Here is a 17,863-nt window from a genome sequence, read left to right as displayed (position 1 = left end):
CATTCATAGTACGATTGGTTATGTGTCGCCTTTTGAGTTTGAGAGACGATACTATGATAGTCTTAATGAGTCAAACAAAGCTGCCTGACTCAAGTAATCCACTCTCCGATATACTCGGGGCGGTTCACATCAGTTGCAGGGGCCGCACCTATTATTGGTCCAGCTATTGCTGTGATTTGGGGCTGGGTGCCAGCTGTATTATGGGTAGTATTTGGTACTATCTTTATGGCCGGTATTCATGATATGTCGGCGGTTTGGGCCAGTATGCGTAACAAAGGCCAGTCCATTGGCTCTATTGCTGGATCGGTTATGGGTGGCCGTGTGCGCACCTTGATGATGGTTGTGATTTTCTTATTGTTATTGATGGTAAACGCCGTATTTGGTGTGGTTATCGCCAATATGATGATCAAAACACCCACAGCGGTTATCCCAGTATGGGGCGCCTTGGTAGTGGCCTTTATTATTGGCCAGTGTATCTACCGCTTTAAAATGAATTTGGTGATCGTCTCAACCTTGGGTGTTATTGCGTTATATGGCCTCATTTATATTGGAACCTTGGTACCTGTAGTATTGCCTGAGACTATATTTGGTCTACCTGACAATGCGGTTTGGATTTTATTCTTATTCTTCTATGCCGCTGTGGCCTCTTTATTGCCAGTTTGGATGCTATTGCAGCCACGCGATTACATCAATGGTCTACAGCTATTTGTGGGTCTAATTTTATTATTTGGTGCTATTTTGATTGCCACACCAGATATTGTCGCACCAGCCATTAACCATAACTTGCCAGTTAGCACGCCCTCTATCATGCCACTATTATTCGTGACGGTGGCTTGTGGTGCAATCTCTGGTTTCCATGGTCTAGTTTCAACCGGTACCACCTCTAAGCAGATCGATAAAGAAGAAGACACCCGCTTCGTGGGCTACTTCGGTGCAGTCGGCGAAGGTTTGCTGGCATTAGGGGCTATCTTAGCGACAACAGCCGGTTTTGCAAGCCTAGCGGAATGGGAAGGCATCTACCAAAGATTTGGTGACGGATCTATCGGCGCCTTTATCGATGGTGGTGCGACTATTTTAAATAATGGTATGGGCATTGAGATTGTATTATCGCAGACCATCTTGACCGTTATGGCTGCACTATTCGCCGGTACCACTATGGACACTGGTGTGCGCCTACAGCGCTATATTTTCCAAGAGTTCGGTGAGGTGTATAACTTGCCAGCATTGAAAAAAGGCGTGGTAGCGACTTTGCTTGCAGTAGGTACCTGTTTGTTAATCGCCTTTGGTGCCGGTGGTATCGATGGCTCAGGTGGTATGATCATTTGGCCTCTATTTGGTACCACTAACCAGTTGATGGCCGCCTTAACTCTAATGATTGTCACGGTTATCCTGTTACGTAAAGGTAAGACGGTTTGGTATACTTTAGCGCCGCTGTCTTTCTTGTTAATTATGGCCGTATTTGCGCTTATTTTACAGCTAAAAACTTTCTATACAGATGGTAACTGGCTGTTAATCGTGATGGATATCATCATTTTAATTGCAACAATTATGGTCACCTTTGAGAGCTTCTCAGTTTTACGCCGCGAGTGGAAACAGAACAAAGCTTAATAAGAATGGTATAAGCATAAAAACATAAAAGTGCTGGCTTAGGCCGGCATTTTTATTACCCAATTTTTGATAGGCGACTATGGTGGATGTCAAATACGTCTGTATAATTAAAATAAGACTGAAGCAAGCTAAGGAGATAAACCCATGAGTATAGAGCCTACGCTATGGCAGCGTTTTGTAGAAGGATTGACTGAATTTTATCACGCCCCTTATCGGCAGACCTTGGCCCGCGCAGCTCGCGAGGAAGAGGACTTATTTATGTTGCTACTGTTCTGTGAAAGTTTGGGTATTGATAATCCTGCAAGCTTTTATACGTTGGAGTTACAGCCTATATTTTTAGAAAAGTTCCATGAGTGGCATCAGCGTATGGGCATGCCGCGCTGTCCACTGCAACATGGGGGCTGCTGCTAAGTTCACTCAGACCCATCATCTGTTAATTTAAGAAGAAAAACATGCAAAAACTCATACAATTGGTCGATCAGCTACAGCATCTCCCCATTATATTTGTGGGCGGCAAAGGCGGGGTGGGCAAGACCACTACCGCAGCAGCTTTAGCCAGCCAGCTCTCAGCACGCGGTCAAAAAACCTTGGTCATCTCAACCGATCCAGCGCACAGCTTAGGTGATGTGTTCAATAAAAAATTAAGCAATACCATCAGCAGCTTAGCGGCTAATTTGGATGCTTTAGAATTAAATCCTGATTTAATTATTGAGGAACACTTTGCTAGAGTAGAACAGACGATTAGCAGTTATGCTCATCCAGATATGTTGCCGAAGATTAAGCAGCATCTACAGTTATCCAAAAGTGCGCCTGGAGCACAGGAGGCGGCGATGCTTGAGGCCATTTGTCGATATCTAGTAGACACCGTACAAACAGGTGAGTACCAGCACGTTATTTTTGATACGGCGCCCACAGGTCATACACTGCGCCTGCTTATGCTGCCTGAAATGATGGCGGCTTGGACCGACGGGTTATTAACTCAGCAGCGCCATCAAGCTAAGCTAAAAGGCGCTGCTGATAACTTACGCCCACATAAGCCTAAGTCAGCTCTGACCAATCCTTTTGCCGATGCCAAGCCGGTAGACAAATGGCAGCAGGCGGTTGAGGTACTTAACAAACGCCAAGCACTATTTAAGCAAGCTGGTGTGCTATTGCATGATAGACGTAGCACAGCTGTGGTGCTGGTATTAACTGCCGATAATTTGCCTATAGAGGAGACGCGGCGAGCCGCCGAGCAGTTAAGGCATGCGAATATGGCACCAGCAGCTTTAGTGGTGAACCAATTAATTGCTGAAACACAAAGTGATCCCTTCTGGCAAACCCGTGCCGCGCGCCAGCAAACACTGCTCGCACACATTGAGCAAGATTTTGCGCAATACCCGTTGTATGGGGTATACCTACAGCCTTCGGATATTCGTGGTGTTGAGGCGCTGCAGCAGTTGATTTAAGCTAGCACCAACCCAAGCTCCAAGCTGCAGTGCCAACCAACCAAGGCTTATTCTTTATCTTCCAGGCGAGAGCGCTTGAGTTTAGAGGATAATGACCAAGCAGCATCTGCTCTAAGCTCAGCGGCCAAGTCGCTTTTGCCACTCGATAGGCTGCTCCACTGAGGTTTGCCACGTGCTTTTTTAAGCTCGCTTGGTAGCTTATTGGGATTCCAAGGTGGCGTATTGGCCTCTTGTAACTCAGTGATGGGTGTGTCGGCATTGGCGGCATGACCACGGTGGCGCAGCGAGGCCAATAGATCCAGTGAGCGAGTGGCCAGTAAGGTTAAGGTGGCCGGATCAATATACAGACGTTTTACGCCATTAATCTTATCGGCGATACTGCCAGTATTAGACAATATCCCGCCTGCTAATCCGCCAATGGCCGCACCTAGTCCAAAGGTAGTGCCTAAAGCAGCTGCATCTATACCCAGACCAAGTAAGGCGCCTGCAGCTGCACCTGAGGTGGTGCGTAGACCATAACTTTTGAGCAGCTCAGGGTCAAAGGGGTCTTGCTGATATTCGCTTAGCTCAAGTGGGGTGACCACAGCACTGTTATCATAAAACTTATATAAATTAAGTAATTTGCCTTGCATGGCCCGCTCTGTTTGACGGACTGCCTCTTGCATCTCATTGAGTACAGGTAGCGGATCATCGTCCTCATCAATCTCGCGCACATAAGCGGCCACATCCAATAAGAAATGGGCGATAATGATGCCTGCCTGCTCGTATAGCTGTATCCAGTCTTCACGGCGACGGGTAATTAGCTGATTTAAGGTCTCCGGATGGGTCAGCATGGTGGCCAAATTCTGCCAAAGCCTCATCTCATCTTCAAACTCAAAGGCCACGGAGTCGAAGCGAGTTGAGATGTGCAGATTACGCCTTGCCAGCATCGTCTGCCACTCAGTGATATTGGTTTCTTGGCTATCAGTGAAGTTAAACACAGGCATAACCGGAATAGCGGACCAGGACAAAATCGCCAACTCATCTTTGTATTTGCCTAGCACCGGCTCTCTGGCATCAATCACATAGATGGCCATGTCACTGGCCAATAACTGGCGTATTACCTTCGCCTCTTGGGAGTAATCATTTAAAGCAGCGACCGCCTCACCGCCTTGAGCACTATCACTGGCCAAAAACTGCTGTAGACGCTCAATGCCATCACGGCGACTGGCTGTATGGTCTTCAAGCCAGTCCATTAAACCTGAAGCATCCTCTAACCCTGGTGTATCAAACAAGGCCACCAGCGGCTCATCAGTCTGGCTGTCACTGATTATGGCTCGCTCCACGTGACGGGTAGTGGCTGCTTCGTTTTTTACTTCTCCAAAGTACATATCCCGTAATAAGGTACGTAAAATTGAGGTCTTTCCGGTATTGGTATGTCCCACTACCGCAAGCTTTAGGGCCTCTCCTGTGGCTAAGGTCGCCTTTTTTGACTGTGAGCTGGCATGGGAGTCCGTCAATACGGCATCACCATGCAAGTCATCACTGGTATTTTGCGTATCTTTGAGCAAGTCTACATTGGCCGATTTAGCCGGCGTTATCGAATTTTCTTGCTGCTGTGGGGTATCATCTTGCATGGTCATAAAGGACTCAAATATTGATCAAATTAATAGTATAAATCACAGTAAACATCAGAGCGAAAAATACGGTTACTAAGTTAACGTTTACCAAGTTAGCAGTGTCGCTTGTTTTGTTATTTTATCTCACTGGGGGGATGAATAAAGGCTTTTAGTTTTTGTTTTAGCCCTTGAGCGCTTAAAGCTTTGTGCCACATGCGACCAAAAAAAGAAAATATCAGCCCAAAGAGGTTGTCATTGCTTTTCTCACCATAAGCGCCAAATCGTACAGGATTATTGAGGGGGTCTTCTTCAACATAAGTACCAAATAAGCGGTCAAAAATAATCAGTACGCCGCCATAGTTTTTATCGACATAAGCGGCATTGGTGCCATGATGGGCTTTATGGTTAGAGGGGGTATCAAAGACATATTCCACCCATTTGGGGAGCTTGCCGACAGTTTCGGTATGAATGAAGAATTGATAAATTAAATCAAGCGCGTAGAAGAAGAACACCCAGACCGGATGCACGCCTAGCAGCATCAGCGGGGTAAAAAACAGCCACCAACCGGTAACCGAATACAGTAAGCTTTGGCGCATGGCAGTCGATAAATTCATACGATCATCAGTGTGATGCACTATGTGTGCCGACCAAAACCAGCTGATCCGGTGCGAGGCGCGGTGGAACCAGTAATAACAAAACTCAACGGCAATAAAGATAGGCAGGGCACTAAGCCAAGTGACATCAATGGTAAATAACCGAAATTGATACAACCACAAGCAAATTGGCAGCACTATCAACGCCTGAATAATCAGCTCAAAGGTGATGTAGGTGCCGCCTAAGCTAAAGTTAGTCAGGGCTCTTTTGGCTGAAAATTGTTCAGCTTGCCCGCGGCGGCTTTGATAAAACCACTCAAGTAGAAATATCAAAACAAAGGGTCCACCCATTAAAGGCAATAACCACTCCTGCCAGTGTTGGGGCAATATACTCACCAAAGTAGGGTGTATGGCTTCAGGAGCGATAGTTAAAACACCATCATTTAATGTGTCTTTTAGAGCATTTAACTGCTCCGTGATTCCATTCATAGTTACCTGACTACCTTGTTAAATATGACGTCGCTGTTAAAGATAACGGCGTTAAGCACAAGTATCTCTCTGAGTTTAACAGTTATCAGGGAGGCAACCCATTAAAAAGTTTTTACTATCAAGTAATCTTTCTAAATTAAGTATAAATAATGGCTATGAGACCAGACCAATATTGCGCTCAGCCAGTGCCGCCTGCCACTGTTGTCTGCGCACGCTGTCTTGCTTCTCCATACTAGAGGTGTCCTCTAGCAACTGTACAATAACCCCTTGTTTGGCATGAGTGGCAATCTTATCTAACTTACGCATGGTGCCACGATCAGGCAAGGCTTTGGCATGAATACCCACCAAAACTTGAACCTCATGCTGCTCAAGATACTGCAAGATTTTATCCATATCCTCCCTATCATCTAGCACCCCAAATTCAACAGGTGCAGGATGAATAAAGGCCTGGCCTGCGGCATGATACCAATGAGGATCACTGTGTTTATACTCAAGCAATACCACCAATTTATTGCCCGTACTTATTTTTGCGACAGGGGCGACAGCCTGTATTTTTTCGACAAAGTCATCTGCATCCACCACTTTTCTTTGCCAAAAATTGAGGATTTTTTGATAGTAAGGTAGATTTAAGTCAATCTTCATTTTTTGGCGATTAAACATCAGCGCGCACAATGCCCAAGCTATGGCCCTTGGCACAATGCCATACATGAGCAAGCTGCCAATAAGCAAGCTCGCCCATTGCCGGGCAATAGATAAGGGCATTGCCTCTGTGGCCAGACGACTTTGGATAATCGCCTCAGTATCAGGGACGTGAAAACCCACCAAACTTGGTAGCCACCCAAGCCAATGTGTCAAGCTCATTAACGCTTGATCAGAGAGTAGGGTAGACTCCCAGCTAAAGCTGTATTGACGCACAATCAGCAAAAAGATGATAGCAAACAGCATACCGGTTAAAGTGGCCAGCCACAGCTGATGGCTAAACTTACTCAGATACCAGCGCATGCCAGTGTGGTGCAATTGCTCGTCATATAGCTCTACCGCCGCTTGGGTCACATCATCTTTGCCGCGAATTAAAGCCTTGGGGCTGATAAAGCTGGTAATCAGGCTGGGTGATTGACTGCCGCGATTAATGACCGTGAAGATCAGCCACCCAAGCAGCATCACAGTATGAAAACCAAGCAAACACACCAGTACATAAAAGAAGTTGACCACATTGGCCTGTAGCAGCGCAAACAACCCCAAAAATCCTGAGATGCACCACAGCACACTCATGATTAGGATAATGCCTTTAATACGGCCATCGATTTTATTTAACGTACCAGCTAAGGCGCCATTGCTATCAATGCGTTCAGCACGGCGACGTATTTTTTGAAGGGGTGTGGCAGCCTCATCCTGCAAGCGCTCTGTGATCAGCAGCGGATCGGTGGAGAACACATGATTTTTCGACTCAAGCTTTCGTACCAGCTCAGTCAATTGGTCTTGTTTGGATAACATGATATTCCTTGTCGATGGCAGCCGATCGCGCTACGCGATACCAAATAAATCAAATAAAAAGTGATCAAGGGCGTCATTGCCCAGCAAAAGAGGCGCACATGGCAAAAACCGGCCCGCCATCCTTTAGATTAACAGATACAACACCCCTATAATGGCCACCGCGATAATAAACAGTACTAAATTCATCAGCACACTTTTGGCGCTGACGCCTTCTGCAATGGCAGGGACAGAAGCCGCTTTGATTTTGCGCTTATTTTGCTGTAGCACCATATCAATATGACTTAAGCCATCTTCTTCATACGGCTCACCAATGGCCTCGAAACCTAAAGATTGATAAAACTCGGTCAAATAAGTTTGTGCCGCTATTCTAATTGGTTTTTTGCCATACTTGCTACGGCAATACTTAATGGCATGCATCATGATATCGCGCGCCAGCCCATTGCGGCGGTACTCAGGTAGCACCAACACTCTACCGATGCGGGGATTTGGATTGGAGGCCACACCACCGACATTGGGCGGAATAATACGGCAATAACCGACCAAGGTTTTGTCCATATGAGCCACCAAGTGTAGGCATTCAAAGTCAATGTCATCAACATCTTGATAAGGACAGTGCTGCTCGACTACAAATACCTGAGAGCGGGCTTGTAAAATGTAATACACATCGACGGCAGTGAGCTCATCGAAGTTTTTTATAGTGAATTTAACGGTCATTGAAAAACATCTTATCGGTTATTTATCAGCCAAAAATTATAAACTAAAAAGCCGCTATAAATTAGACATCGCTTTTGAGAGTGTGGCTTATTTTATCTAAATTTAAGCTGTCTGACATGGCGTTAAAGATATCATAATACGCGCCATGCTGGGCATACAGCTCTTCATGGGTACCGGTTTCGACCACGCGGCCATTATCAATCACAATCAAATCATCAGCATCGATAATTTGGGAAATATTGTGTGAGACAATAATTACCGTACGGTCTTTTTTGATTAAGTCCAAGCTGTGTTTGATCTGCTGGGTCGCAATGGCATCAAGGCTTGCTGTAGGCTCATCTAAGAACACAATAGGCGGGTTCTTTAGGAACATTCGTGCCAGCGCAATCCGCTGCTGCTGTCCTCCTGAGAGCATTTTTGCTTCGCTATCATAGCCCTCAGGCATCCCCATAATCTGTTCATGAATAGACGCCTGCTTAGCCGCCTCAATAATCTCATCATCGGTGGCCTGCATATTACCATAACGAATATTATCAGCAATGGTACCCGAAAAAATATGGTTCTTTTGCAGTACCAATCCAATTTGTTCGCGCAAATTATGCGTATTGTAGTTATCTAGGCTTTGACCATCTAGACAGATAGTGCCGCTGCTGGGGTCATAAAACTTCACCAGTAGATTAATAATGGTGCTTTTACCAGCGCCACTTAAGCCGACCAATGCGGTGATGCGATTGGGATGAATCTCAAAGCTGACATCTTTTAACGCCTGCTTGCCATTAGGATAGGAGAAATTGACATCTTTAAGCTCAATATGGCCTTTTAAATCCGTACACTCAATTTCACCAGCACGTTCAATGGCGTCATCATCATCTAAAATATCAAAGAAGCCTTCAGCGTAGGTTAGGGCGTTGTTGATTTGGTCATAAATACGGTGTAATTCGCGAATAGGTGCAGCGATGTTTTGAAACAGCAAAATATGAAACATAATCGCACCAATGGTCATCTGGCCATTAAGCACAAAATATGAAGTCAAGACGATGATAACCACCACCCCGATTTGCTCGATAAAACTCTTGCCAGCATTATACATAAACGCAATACTGCGGATACGTAGCTGGTTGGTGGTCATGTCTTTTTGAATTTCCCAGTGCTTATCCGACTCAATCGGCTCACGCACAAAGGACTTAATCACGGTGATAGAGTCAATAATTGAGATCACCAGGCCGCTTTTGGTCTCGCGATATTGGCGCATTTGCTTACGAAACCCTTGTAAGCGGTTGGCCTGCTGTTGACTAACAAAGAAATAAATCGGCACAATAATTAGGCCGACCATGCCCACCCAAAAGTTGGCATTAAACATAATCACCAAGGACACAATGGCACTGGCGAATAGAGGCAGCATGTCGATAAAGAAGTTTTGTACCAGCTGCGTCAAACTGCTAACGCCCAAGTCAATACGGGTCTGCAGCTTACCGCTGGCATTCTCATCACTGGTATAAAACGACATTTTGTAGGACAAAATACGATCGACGACTTTTTGTGATAAATCGCGCGATAAGTTAATACGAATACGCTCACCAAAATAGCGCTGACCGAAGGTGATAAAAACGTTGAGCACCTCTTTAGCCAATAAAATACTACTAATTAAGGTTAATAGCTTCAGGCCTTTAATCCACGGGTCAGGTAAACCCACGATACCCGTTAAAGTATCAATGGTGTACTGCAGCACGAATGCGTTAACCTGAGCGGTAAACGACCCCAATACCGTCAAAATTAAGGTTAGGATAAACAGGCCACGATAAGGGCGAGCAAACTCACCCAATCGTTTTAATATCGACCACAGCAATGCCCCCCGTTCGGTTTTTTTGGTGGGCGGTTTGATATCTAGGGGGACACGTTTTGGAGGTGAGGCCATATTATCTCTAGCTCTTTAATTATAAATAAGATTAAATATAAAGCGGATGATTATGAAGTTTACCATTCGCGCTCTTGGCTTGGGTAATTATACCTTCATAATCATAGCCGCTTACTATGGCGCCATTGTAATATTTTTGAAAGCAAAGCCCCATGATGACTCTTTATATCCGCTCACCAAGGTCATTATAGAGACCAATTGTCATCCCAAAAACTCTAAAAGCAGTCACCAGGCACAAACACTTGCCCGACCATAATTCGGCGAGCAGAGCGGCTCATAGACACTTTTTTGGCTTGCCAGCGGCCATCTACCAGCTCAGTTTTACCGCCCACAAGCAGTGTACCAGAGGGATGGCCAAAGCGTACTTCAGACAGCTGTGTTGCTGAGCCATTGCCAGCTGATTGGTTAACCAATGTACCTTGCGTGGTGGCAGCAGCGGCAATGGCCACCGCCGCTGTACCCATCATCGCATGGTGCAGCTGTCCCATACTCATGGCACGTACCACCAAGTCAATGTCGTCTTTATCGACCACCTTACCACTTGAGGCAGTGTAAGACTGAGCAGGTGCCACCCAAGCAATCTTAGGGATATGCTGGCTTTTTTGTGCGTCACTTACATCCTGAAATAAGCCCATAGCCACACCGCCTTTGGCGCGGATAGTCTCAAGCTTATCAAGCAGCTCTTGATTGCCATTAATATCAGACTGAAGCTCAGTACCATTAAAGCCTAAGTCCTCAGCTTTCATAAATATGGTGGGGATGCCGGCATTGATAAAGGTCGCTTGAACACAGTCTTTATCCAGTCCGCACCCGGAGACATCAAAGTCGTCAACCAGATGGCCTGTTGGGAACATAGCGCTTGATGCGTCAACCGGATCAATAAATTCAATTTTTACCTCTGCGGCAGGGAAGGTAACCCCATCTAATTCAAAGTCGCCGGTTTCTTGTACCTGCACTTGTCCTTGCTCATCAGTGTAGACCGGCACATGGGCAATGATAGTTTTGCTAATATTCTGCTGCCAAATACGCACTTCACAAATACCGCTCTTGGCACTAGCAGCTACTTTATCAGCATCGACCAGACCCATATTGATGGCACAAGCGCCCACTGCAGCGGTTAAATTACCACAATTACCCCCCCAATCAATCATGGGCTTGGCAATATTCACTTGCCCAAACAGGTAATTCACATCGTGGCTATCTTTTTCAGACTTGGCTTGATCAGGTTTAGAGAGAATAACCGTCTTTGAGGTACTAGATGACCCATTACCCAAGCCATCGATTTGCTTGCCATAAGGATCGGGGCTACCAATGACGCGCATTAAAAAGTTATCGCGAGCCTCGCCAGGTTGTTGGCAACGCTCAGGCAAATCACTTAATTTAAAAAATGTGCCTTTGGAGGTGCCGCCACGCATATAGGTGGCAGGTACTGAAATTTGGGGGGCAAAGGGTGTATTAGATTGGGTCATGACAAATCCTTATGAGGGGGATATTATTTTTTATTAAAAAAGCGCACAAGCACAATAAAAGGTGGCTTATGCGCTTAATTAAGACGCGATTTATCAGCAAATTAGCTTCAATAAACTAAGCCACATTGCCTGCCAAGAACTCTTTAGCAAAGCGCTGTAACATACCACCTGATTGATACATTTTAACTTCATCAGCGGTATCTAGACGACACTTAACTGGCGCTTTATCTACGCTACCATCTTTGCGGTGAATCACGAGTGTCATTGTGCCACCTGCAGACACTTCACCTTCGATATCAAACACTTCTGTACCGTCGATGTTTAGGGTTTTGCGGGTCGTGCCGGCTTCAAACTGAACCGGTAGCGCACCCATACCCACTAAGTTTTGACGGTGAATACGCTCAAAGTCTTCAGCGACCACACACTCAACCCCAGCTAAACGAACCCCTTTAGCAGCCCAGTCACGGCTAGAGCCTTGACCATAGCCATCACCTGCAATGATGATGAGCGGCTGATTGCGTTTCATGTACGTTTCAATGGCTTCCCACATGCGCATGGTCTCGCCTTCTGGCTCAACACGGGCCAAAGAGCCTTGAATGACTTCGCCGTTTTCGTCACGAACCATCTCGTTTAACAGTTTTGGATTGGCAAAAGTTGCACGCTGAGCGGTTAAATGATCACCACGGTGAGTGGCATAGGAGTTGTAGTCCTCAGCAGGCAAGCCCATGGTGTCCAAATACTCGCCAGCAGCACTATCTGGCATAATGGCATTAGAGGGTGATAAGTGGTCAGTTGTGATGTTATCTCCCAATACTGCCAGTGGTCGCATGCCTTTTAACTGGTTGGCCTCAGCCATATTACCCTCCCAGTAAGGCGGGCGGCGAATATAGGTACTCATCTCTCGCCAGTTGTATTGAGGGTCAGTGACAGCATCGTGACGCTCAGCATCTACTTTTCCTTCATCGAACATGGGGATATACACCTTGCTGTATTGCTCAGGCTTCACCGCAGAGGCCACAATGGCATCAACTTCCGCATCATCAAACCAGATGTCTTTTAGATAGACATCATTGCCATCTTGATCTTGGCCCAGTGGGTCTTTTTCGATATCAAAGCGAATAGAACCTGCAATTGCATAGGCGACAACCAGAGGCGGCGAGGCTAAGAATGCTTGCTTGGCGTATGGGTGAATACGGCCATCGAAGTTACGGTTACCTGAGAGCACTGCCGTGGCAAATAAGTCGCGGTCGATGATTTCTTGCTGAATTTCAGGTTCAAGCGCACCGCTCATACCATTACAAGTCGTACAAGCAAAGGCCACCACATCAAAACCAAGGGCTTGCAAATCAGGCAATAAGTCGGCTTCTTCTAAATACAGTTTTACCGCTTTTGAGCCCGGTGCTAATGATGATTTGACCCAAGGTTTACGCACCAGACCCTTTTTGAGGGCATTACGGGCCACAATCCCCGCAGCAACCATATTGCGTGGGTTTGAGGTATTGGTGCAGCTGGTGATGGCGGCGATAATCACAGCGCCATCAGGCATTGAGCCATCTGCGGGTGCGGTGGGGTCGTAGTGCTCTTGAGCGATGCCTTTGTTAACCAAATCTGTGGTAGATACACGAGCATGCGGCTTAGAGGGGCCTGCGATATTACGCACCACTTTTGATAAATCAAATCTTAATACGCGCTCGTATTTGGCTTGTTGCATGCCATCTGCCCAAAGCCCCGTGTGCTTAGCATAGGCCTCAACGACGTTAATTTGCTTTTCTGTACGGCCGGTCAAACGCAGATAATCAATGGTTTGCTCATCAATATAGAACATAACAGCGGTTGCGCCATATTCAGGGGTCATGTTTGATATTGAAGCACGATCGCCTACAGATAAGCTACGAGCCCCGTCTCCAAAGCATTCTACATAAGCGGAGACCACACCTTCATCACGCAAAAATTCAGTCATAGCCAGTACCAAATCTGTACCGGTAATGCCAGGTTGTAATTTGCCGGTTAATTCCAGACCGATGATATCAGGCAGGCGCATATATGAGGGATTGCCCAGCATCACGCTTTCAGCTTCTAGCCCGCCCACACCAATGGAGATAACGCCTAAGGCATCGACCATGGGCGTATGACTGTCAGTACCGACCAAGGTATCTGGATAGGCCACAGGTGTGCCGTCGTTTTTATCGGTAATGACCTGGACCACAGGTGACATTTTCTCAAGGTTAATTTGGTGCATGATGCCATTGCCAGGCGGCACCACGTTAACGTTATCAAAGGCATATTCACACCAGTTGATAAAATGAAAACGGTCCTCATTGCGGCGCTCTTCAATGGCCCGGTTTTTCTCAAAAGCATTCTCTTCATAGCCGGCGTGTTCAACCGCCAATGAGTGATCGACAATCAATTGGGTCGGCACAATGGGGTTAACTTTCGCCGGGTCACCGCCTTCAGCAGCGATGGCATCACGAAGGCCAGCTAAGTCGACAAAGGCGGTTTGGCCCAAGATGTCATGACACACCACACGCGCCGGATACCAAGGAAAATCAATGTCTTGTTTGCGGTAGATATGCTGTGATAGCGCCTCGGTCAAATCTTCTGGTGGGCAGCGGCGTACTAAGTTTTCACAAAGAACTTTTGAGCTAAAAGGCAGCTTGGCATAAGCGCCTGGTTCAATTGCATTAACTGCTTGTTCAACGTCAAAATAATACAGACCACTGTCCTCACCATTTGGCAAAGGTAGTGGTTTTTTAAATTCTGTATTCATCGGCTGGGGATGTTTGTGGGTCAGCTCTGGCTGGTTTGTTTCAATACTCTGATTTGACATGACTGGCTGTCCTTAAATTAAATTTAACACTTAGCAGTAAGTAGCCCTATAAGTAGCCCTAATTGCTAAAATCGCTAAATTTTGAAATCAATAAAATATTAATGCGCTAACGGTCATTAAATACAATCATCTAACAAAATAATCATCTAACAAATAAGGCCCTATCTTCAATAAAAAAGATAGAGCCCTAAACAATCTGACTCTACTTTATAAACTAACCGCGCTCAGCGATAGGCGTTACCTCACGTGGCGCTTCGCCCACATATTCGGCGCTTGGGCGGATGATACGGTTGTCAGCACGCTGCTCAAATACGTGAGCGGCCCAGCCGGTTAGGCGAGAGCAAACGAAAATTGGCGTGAATAGCTTGGTTGGAATACCCATAAAGTTATAGGTCGAGGCATGGAAGAAGTCTGCGTTACAGAACAGTTTTTTCTCACGCCACATCACCTCTTCACAGCGCACAGATACTGGGTATAACACCTCATCGCCCACATCGGCGGCTAGTTTTTCAGCCCACTGCTTGATAATCACGTTACGAGGATCTGATTCGCTATAAATGGCGTGACCAAAGCCCATAATTTTGTCTTTGTTATCTAGCATGCGCAGCAAGCCGGCTTCTGCATCTTCTGGCGAGTCAAAGCCTTCGATAAGCTCCATCGCCGCTTCATTGGCGCCGCCGTGTAACGGACCACGTAATGAGCCGATGGCACCTGTGATACAAGAGAAGATGTCTGATAGGGTGGAGGCACAGACACGCGCGGTAAAGGTAGAGGCGTTAAACTCATGCTCAGCGTACAAGATAAGCGACACATTCATCACACGCTCGTGTAGCTCACTTGGCTTGTCACCTTTTAATAATTGCAAAAAGTGACCACCAATGGTTTCGGCATCAGTCATGCAGTCAATCTTCACGCCTTCATGGCTAAAGCGGTACCAGTAGTTAATAATCGCTGGGAAAGCGGATAACATGCGGTTGGTTTTGTCCAGTTGCTGCTCAAAGCTGTCTTCTGGTTCTAAGTTACCTAACATCGAGCAGCCCGTACGCAGCACATCCATTGGGTGTGCATCTTGTGGAATACGTTCTAATACATCTTTTAGTGGCTGCGGTAGATCACGCAGTTGTTTTAGCGTTGCTTTGTAGTCATCAAGCTGGGCTTGGGTAGGCAAATTACCGTATAACAATAAATAGGCGACTTCTTCAAAGATACAGTTTTCGGCTAAGTCTTTGACATCATAACCACGGTAAGTTAAGCCTGAGCCTGATTTGCCAACGGTTGATAATGCCGTCTTACCTGCTACTTGACCACGTAAGCCTGCACCTGATAGTTGTTTACCTGCTGCCATAGTAAAAATCCTTTTTTTGTTTGGTGGCTGAAATAGTTTGTATGTTGCAGCGTCACTGTGTTGGTTTGCTTAGATGTACGATTTGTACAATCTGCAGTCAACCGCCTTGTGACGCTACAAACCTTCAAGCTATTATTAAATTAAAATATTTGGTTTACTCAACTGTTTATTGGTAGAGCTTTTCTCTTTTAAGTAACTTACTTCTTTTGAGCAAATAGCTCATCTAGCTTTTGTTCAAACTGGTGATAATTTAAGAAGTCATATAGCTCCATACGCGTCTGCATGGTATCGACCACAGCTTCTTGAGTACCATCATTTAATAGATGCTGATACACGTTTAGCGCCGCCTTGTTCATCGCACGAAAGGCCGATAATGGGTATAACACCATATCGACGCCCACATTAAATAGCTGCTCTGTGGTGTATAAGTCAGTCTGGCCAAACTCAGTCATATTAGCGAGTACGGGGATATTTAATACATCGGTGAATTTACGATACATCTCGATATCGGTTAATGCTTCAGCGAAAATCATATCGGCGCCAGCTTCTTCAAAAGCCACAGCACGTTCAACAGCAGCTTCTAAACCTTCAACGGATAAGGCATCGGTACGTGCCATCACCACAAAATCTGGATCGACTTTGGCATCAAGCGCCGCTTTAAGACGGTCAACCATCTCGGCGGTTGATACGATTTCTTTGTTTGGACGGTGACCACAGCGCTTTTGTGCCACTTGGTCTTCAATATGCACGGCAGCAACACCTGCTTTTTCCATCTTTTTGATGGTTTGCGAGATATTAAATGCACCGCCCCAACCGGTATCGATATCGACCAATAGTGGTGTATCCACCGCATTGGTAATACGGCTGGCATCTTCTAATACGTTATCAAGGCTGGTCATGCCTAAGTCTGGTAGGCCGTATGAGGCGTTTGCCACGCCAGCACCTGATAAGTAAATGGCTTTGTGACCAACTTGTTTGGCCATCATGGCGGTATAGGCGTTGATGGTACCGACAATTTGTAGCGGCTGGTTATTTGATTTTTGTGCTAAGAGGGCTTCGCGAAAGCGCTTGCCGGCAGAATAAGTGCTCATAATCAGTCCTTTGAATAGAAGGGGGAGGGATAACTTGTTTTTATGTAGATTGTATTTTCAATAAGAATAGCCCTAAATTGGCCAATAAGGAAGAGGGGTATAAAGCGATATTGATTACAAATACTAAATATTATATGTGTTTTTACTAATACTATTCATAAAATGATTATGGTTATTTAAATTTTGATGGTTTATCTTAAGCCGTATTTAAAATATGCAAAATAGAGCAATCAAAAACCAGATGCTTTTTTACAAAAAATTACAATTTGTGTAGAAAATACAGCTGATAAAGAATTAGATCACTCGGCGATAGGTGATACCACGCTCTTCATAAATGGCATAAATCACCTCAAGTAAGGTAGTAAAGGCTGGGTGCGTGGGGGTAGTAAGGCTACAGATGTAAATCGGTGAGGTGGCATCTTCATGAATTAAGGTGCGGTAACTGATTTGCTCAGAGCGTACTGATTTTAGGCTATCAGGCACTAACGTTATGCCTTCACCGGCGGCTACCAAGCCTAATGCCAACTGAATGTCACTAACCGAGGTGGTGTGATGCGGTAAGGCTGAGCGCTTGGCAAACAGATGCAGCAGCGGCTCGCTAATAAGACTAGGGTCTGTGTTTTGAGCCTCAGTTGTTGAAGCGCTGGCAAGTTGAGGGACAGGAAGATGGGTTTGGTGGTATAAGATAACTCGGCTATTTTGCAGCTGTGATAAGTGAATATCATGGCTGCCAGCCAGTTCATGAGTATTGGGAAGGGCGGCGACGTAGCGTTCATGACGCAGTAACAGCTGATAAATATGCTCATCGTTATGGGCAAATCGGCCAAAACCCACGTCAATCTCGCCGGCCTTGAGCGCACCGATCTGTTTGAAGGAACTGATGTCTTTTAAATGCACCTCCAAATTCGGCAAGCGCTGCTTTAACCTTGAAATAACCGTCGGTAATAAGCCATAAAGCACTGAGGGCACAAAGCCAATGTTTAGGGTATCTGGCGGATGCGCGATTTTTTGGGTCAGACTGATGGTGCTATCGAGCTCTTTTAAGATGATATCAATTTTTTCATAAAAAAATCTGCCCGCCTCAGTCAGCTGTAACGGACGATGATAGCGGTCAATGAGGATAACGCCCAGATCATCCTCTAACTGCTTGATTAAGCGGCTTAAAGTCGGCTGTGACAGCTGGGTTTGTGATACTGCCTCACTAAAGCTTTTTAAGCGTGCTACGCTATGAAAGGCGGTTAATCTTTTTAACTGCATCACTCACTCACCATA

General features: G+C 45.8%; 12 protein-coding genes and 1 pseudogene. 3 read left to right on the top strand and 10 right to left on the bottom strand.

Annotated elements, in window-relative coordinates:
* Positions 1–120: 120 nt before the first annotated feature.
* From JMX92_RS07670 to JMX92_RS07660, 3 genes and pseudogenes are all read left to right on the top strand, one after another.
* Positions 121–1,608: pseudogene (locus JMX92_RS07670) on the top strand (carbon starvation protein A); the annotation flags it as partial.
* Between the two features lie 144 nt (positions 1,609–1,752).
* Positions 1,753–2,019: a cory-CC-star protein gene (locus JMX92_RS07665; protein ID WP_011960463.1), complete on the top strand. Its 267-nt coding sequence runs from the start codon at positions 1,753–1,755 to the stop codon at positions 2,017–2,019.
* 41 nt (positions 2,020–2,060) lie between these two features.
* Complete coding sequence (locus JMX92_RS07660) at positions 2,061–3,056, top strand: ArsA family ATPase (protein ID WP_201544957.1); 996 nt, start codon at positions 2,061–2,063, stop codon at positions 3,054–3,056.
* A 47-nt stretch (positions 3,057–3,103) separates the two neighbouring features.
* Here the strand turns inward: JMX92_RS07660 and JMX92_RS07655 are convergent, their stop codons facing one another.
* The 10 genes from JMX92_RS07655 to JMX92_RS07610 form a co-directional block, all read right to left on the bottom strand.
* Positions 3,104–4,672 (bottom strand): DUF3482 domain-containing protein, encoded by a 1,569-nt coding sequence (locus JMX92_RS07655; protein WP_201544961.1) that lies wholly within the window; start codon positions 4,670–4,672, stop codon positions 3,104–3,106.
* 116 nt (positions 4,673–4,788) lie between these two features.
* Positions 4,789–5,736 (bottom strand): sterol desaturase family protein, encoded by a 948-nt coding sequence (locus JMX92_RS07650; protein ID WP_201544955.1) that lies wholly within the window; start codon positions 5,734–5,736, stop codon positions 4,789–4,791.
* Between the two features lie 153 nt (positions 5,737–5,889).
* Entirely contained in the window at positions 5,890–7,230 is a 1,341-nt protein-coding gene (locus JMX92_RS07645; RefSeq protein WP_011960459.1) for a DUF2868 domain-containing protein, read from the bottom strand.
* 123 nt (positions 7,231–7,353) lie between these two features.
* Positions 7,354–7,944, bottom strand: a complete 591-nt coding sequence (locus JMX92_RS07640; protein ID WP_011960458.1) for a GNAT family N-acetyltransferase — start codon at positions 7,942–7,944, stop codon at positions 7,354–7,356.
* Between the two features lie 61 nt (positions 7,945–8,005).
* A complete protein-coding gene (locus tag JMX92_RS07635; RefSeq protein ID WP_227675315.1) occupies positions 8,006–9,859 on the bottom strand; it encodes an ABC transporter ATP-binding protein in 1,854 nt (617 codons plus the stop codon).
* Positions 9,860–10,074: 215 nt separating this feature from the next.
* On the bottom strand, positions 10,075–11,328 hold the full coding sequence (prpF, locus tag JMX92_RS07630; RefSeq protein WP_201544953.1) for a 2-methylaconitate cis-trans isomerase PrpF: 1,254 nt from the start codon (positions 11,326–11,328) through the stop codon (positions 10,075–10,077).
* A gap of 115 nt (positions 11,329–11,443) precedes the next feature.
* A complete protein-coding gene (gene acnD, locus JMX92_RS07625; protein ID WP_155587211.1) occupies positions 11,444–14,095 on the bottom strand; it encodes a Fe/S-dependent 2-methylisocitrate dehydratase AcnD in 2,652 nt (883 codons plus the stop codon).
* Positions 14,096–14,369: 274 nt separating this feature from the next.
* Positions 14,370–15,500 (bottom strand): 2-methylcitrate synthase, encoded by a 1,131-nt coding sequence (prpC, locus tag JMX92_RS07620; RefSeq protein ID WP_201544951.1) that lies wholly within the window; start codon positions 15,498–15,500, stop codon positions 14,370–14,372.
* 197 nt (positions 15,501–15,697) lie between these two features.
* Complete coding sequence (prpB, locus tag JMX92_RS07615; protein WP_011960453.1) at positions 15,698–16,591, bottom strand: methylisocitrate lyase; 894 nt, start codon at positions 16,589–16,591, stop codon at positions 15,698–15,700.
* 294 nt (positions 16,592–16,885) lie between these two features.
* Positions 16,886–17,848 carry a LysR family transcriptional regulator gene (locus JMX92_RS07610; protein WP_110816562.1) on the bottom strand — a complete coding sequence of 321 codons (963 nt, stop codon included), beginning with the start codon at positions 17,846–17,848 and terminating at the stop codon, positions 16,886–16,888.
* Positions 17,849–17,863: the final 15 nt, after the last annotated feature.

Source organism: Psychrobacter sp. H7-1 (assembly GCF_904846585.1).
Classification (GTDB): domain Bacteria; phylum Pseudomonadota; class Gammaproteobacteria; order Pseudomonadales; family Moraxellaceae; genus Psychrobacter; species Psychrobacter raelei.
The sequence above is the reverse complement of the archived record's forward strand: the minus strand, read 5'-3'. Positions and strand labels throughout refer to the sequence as shown.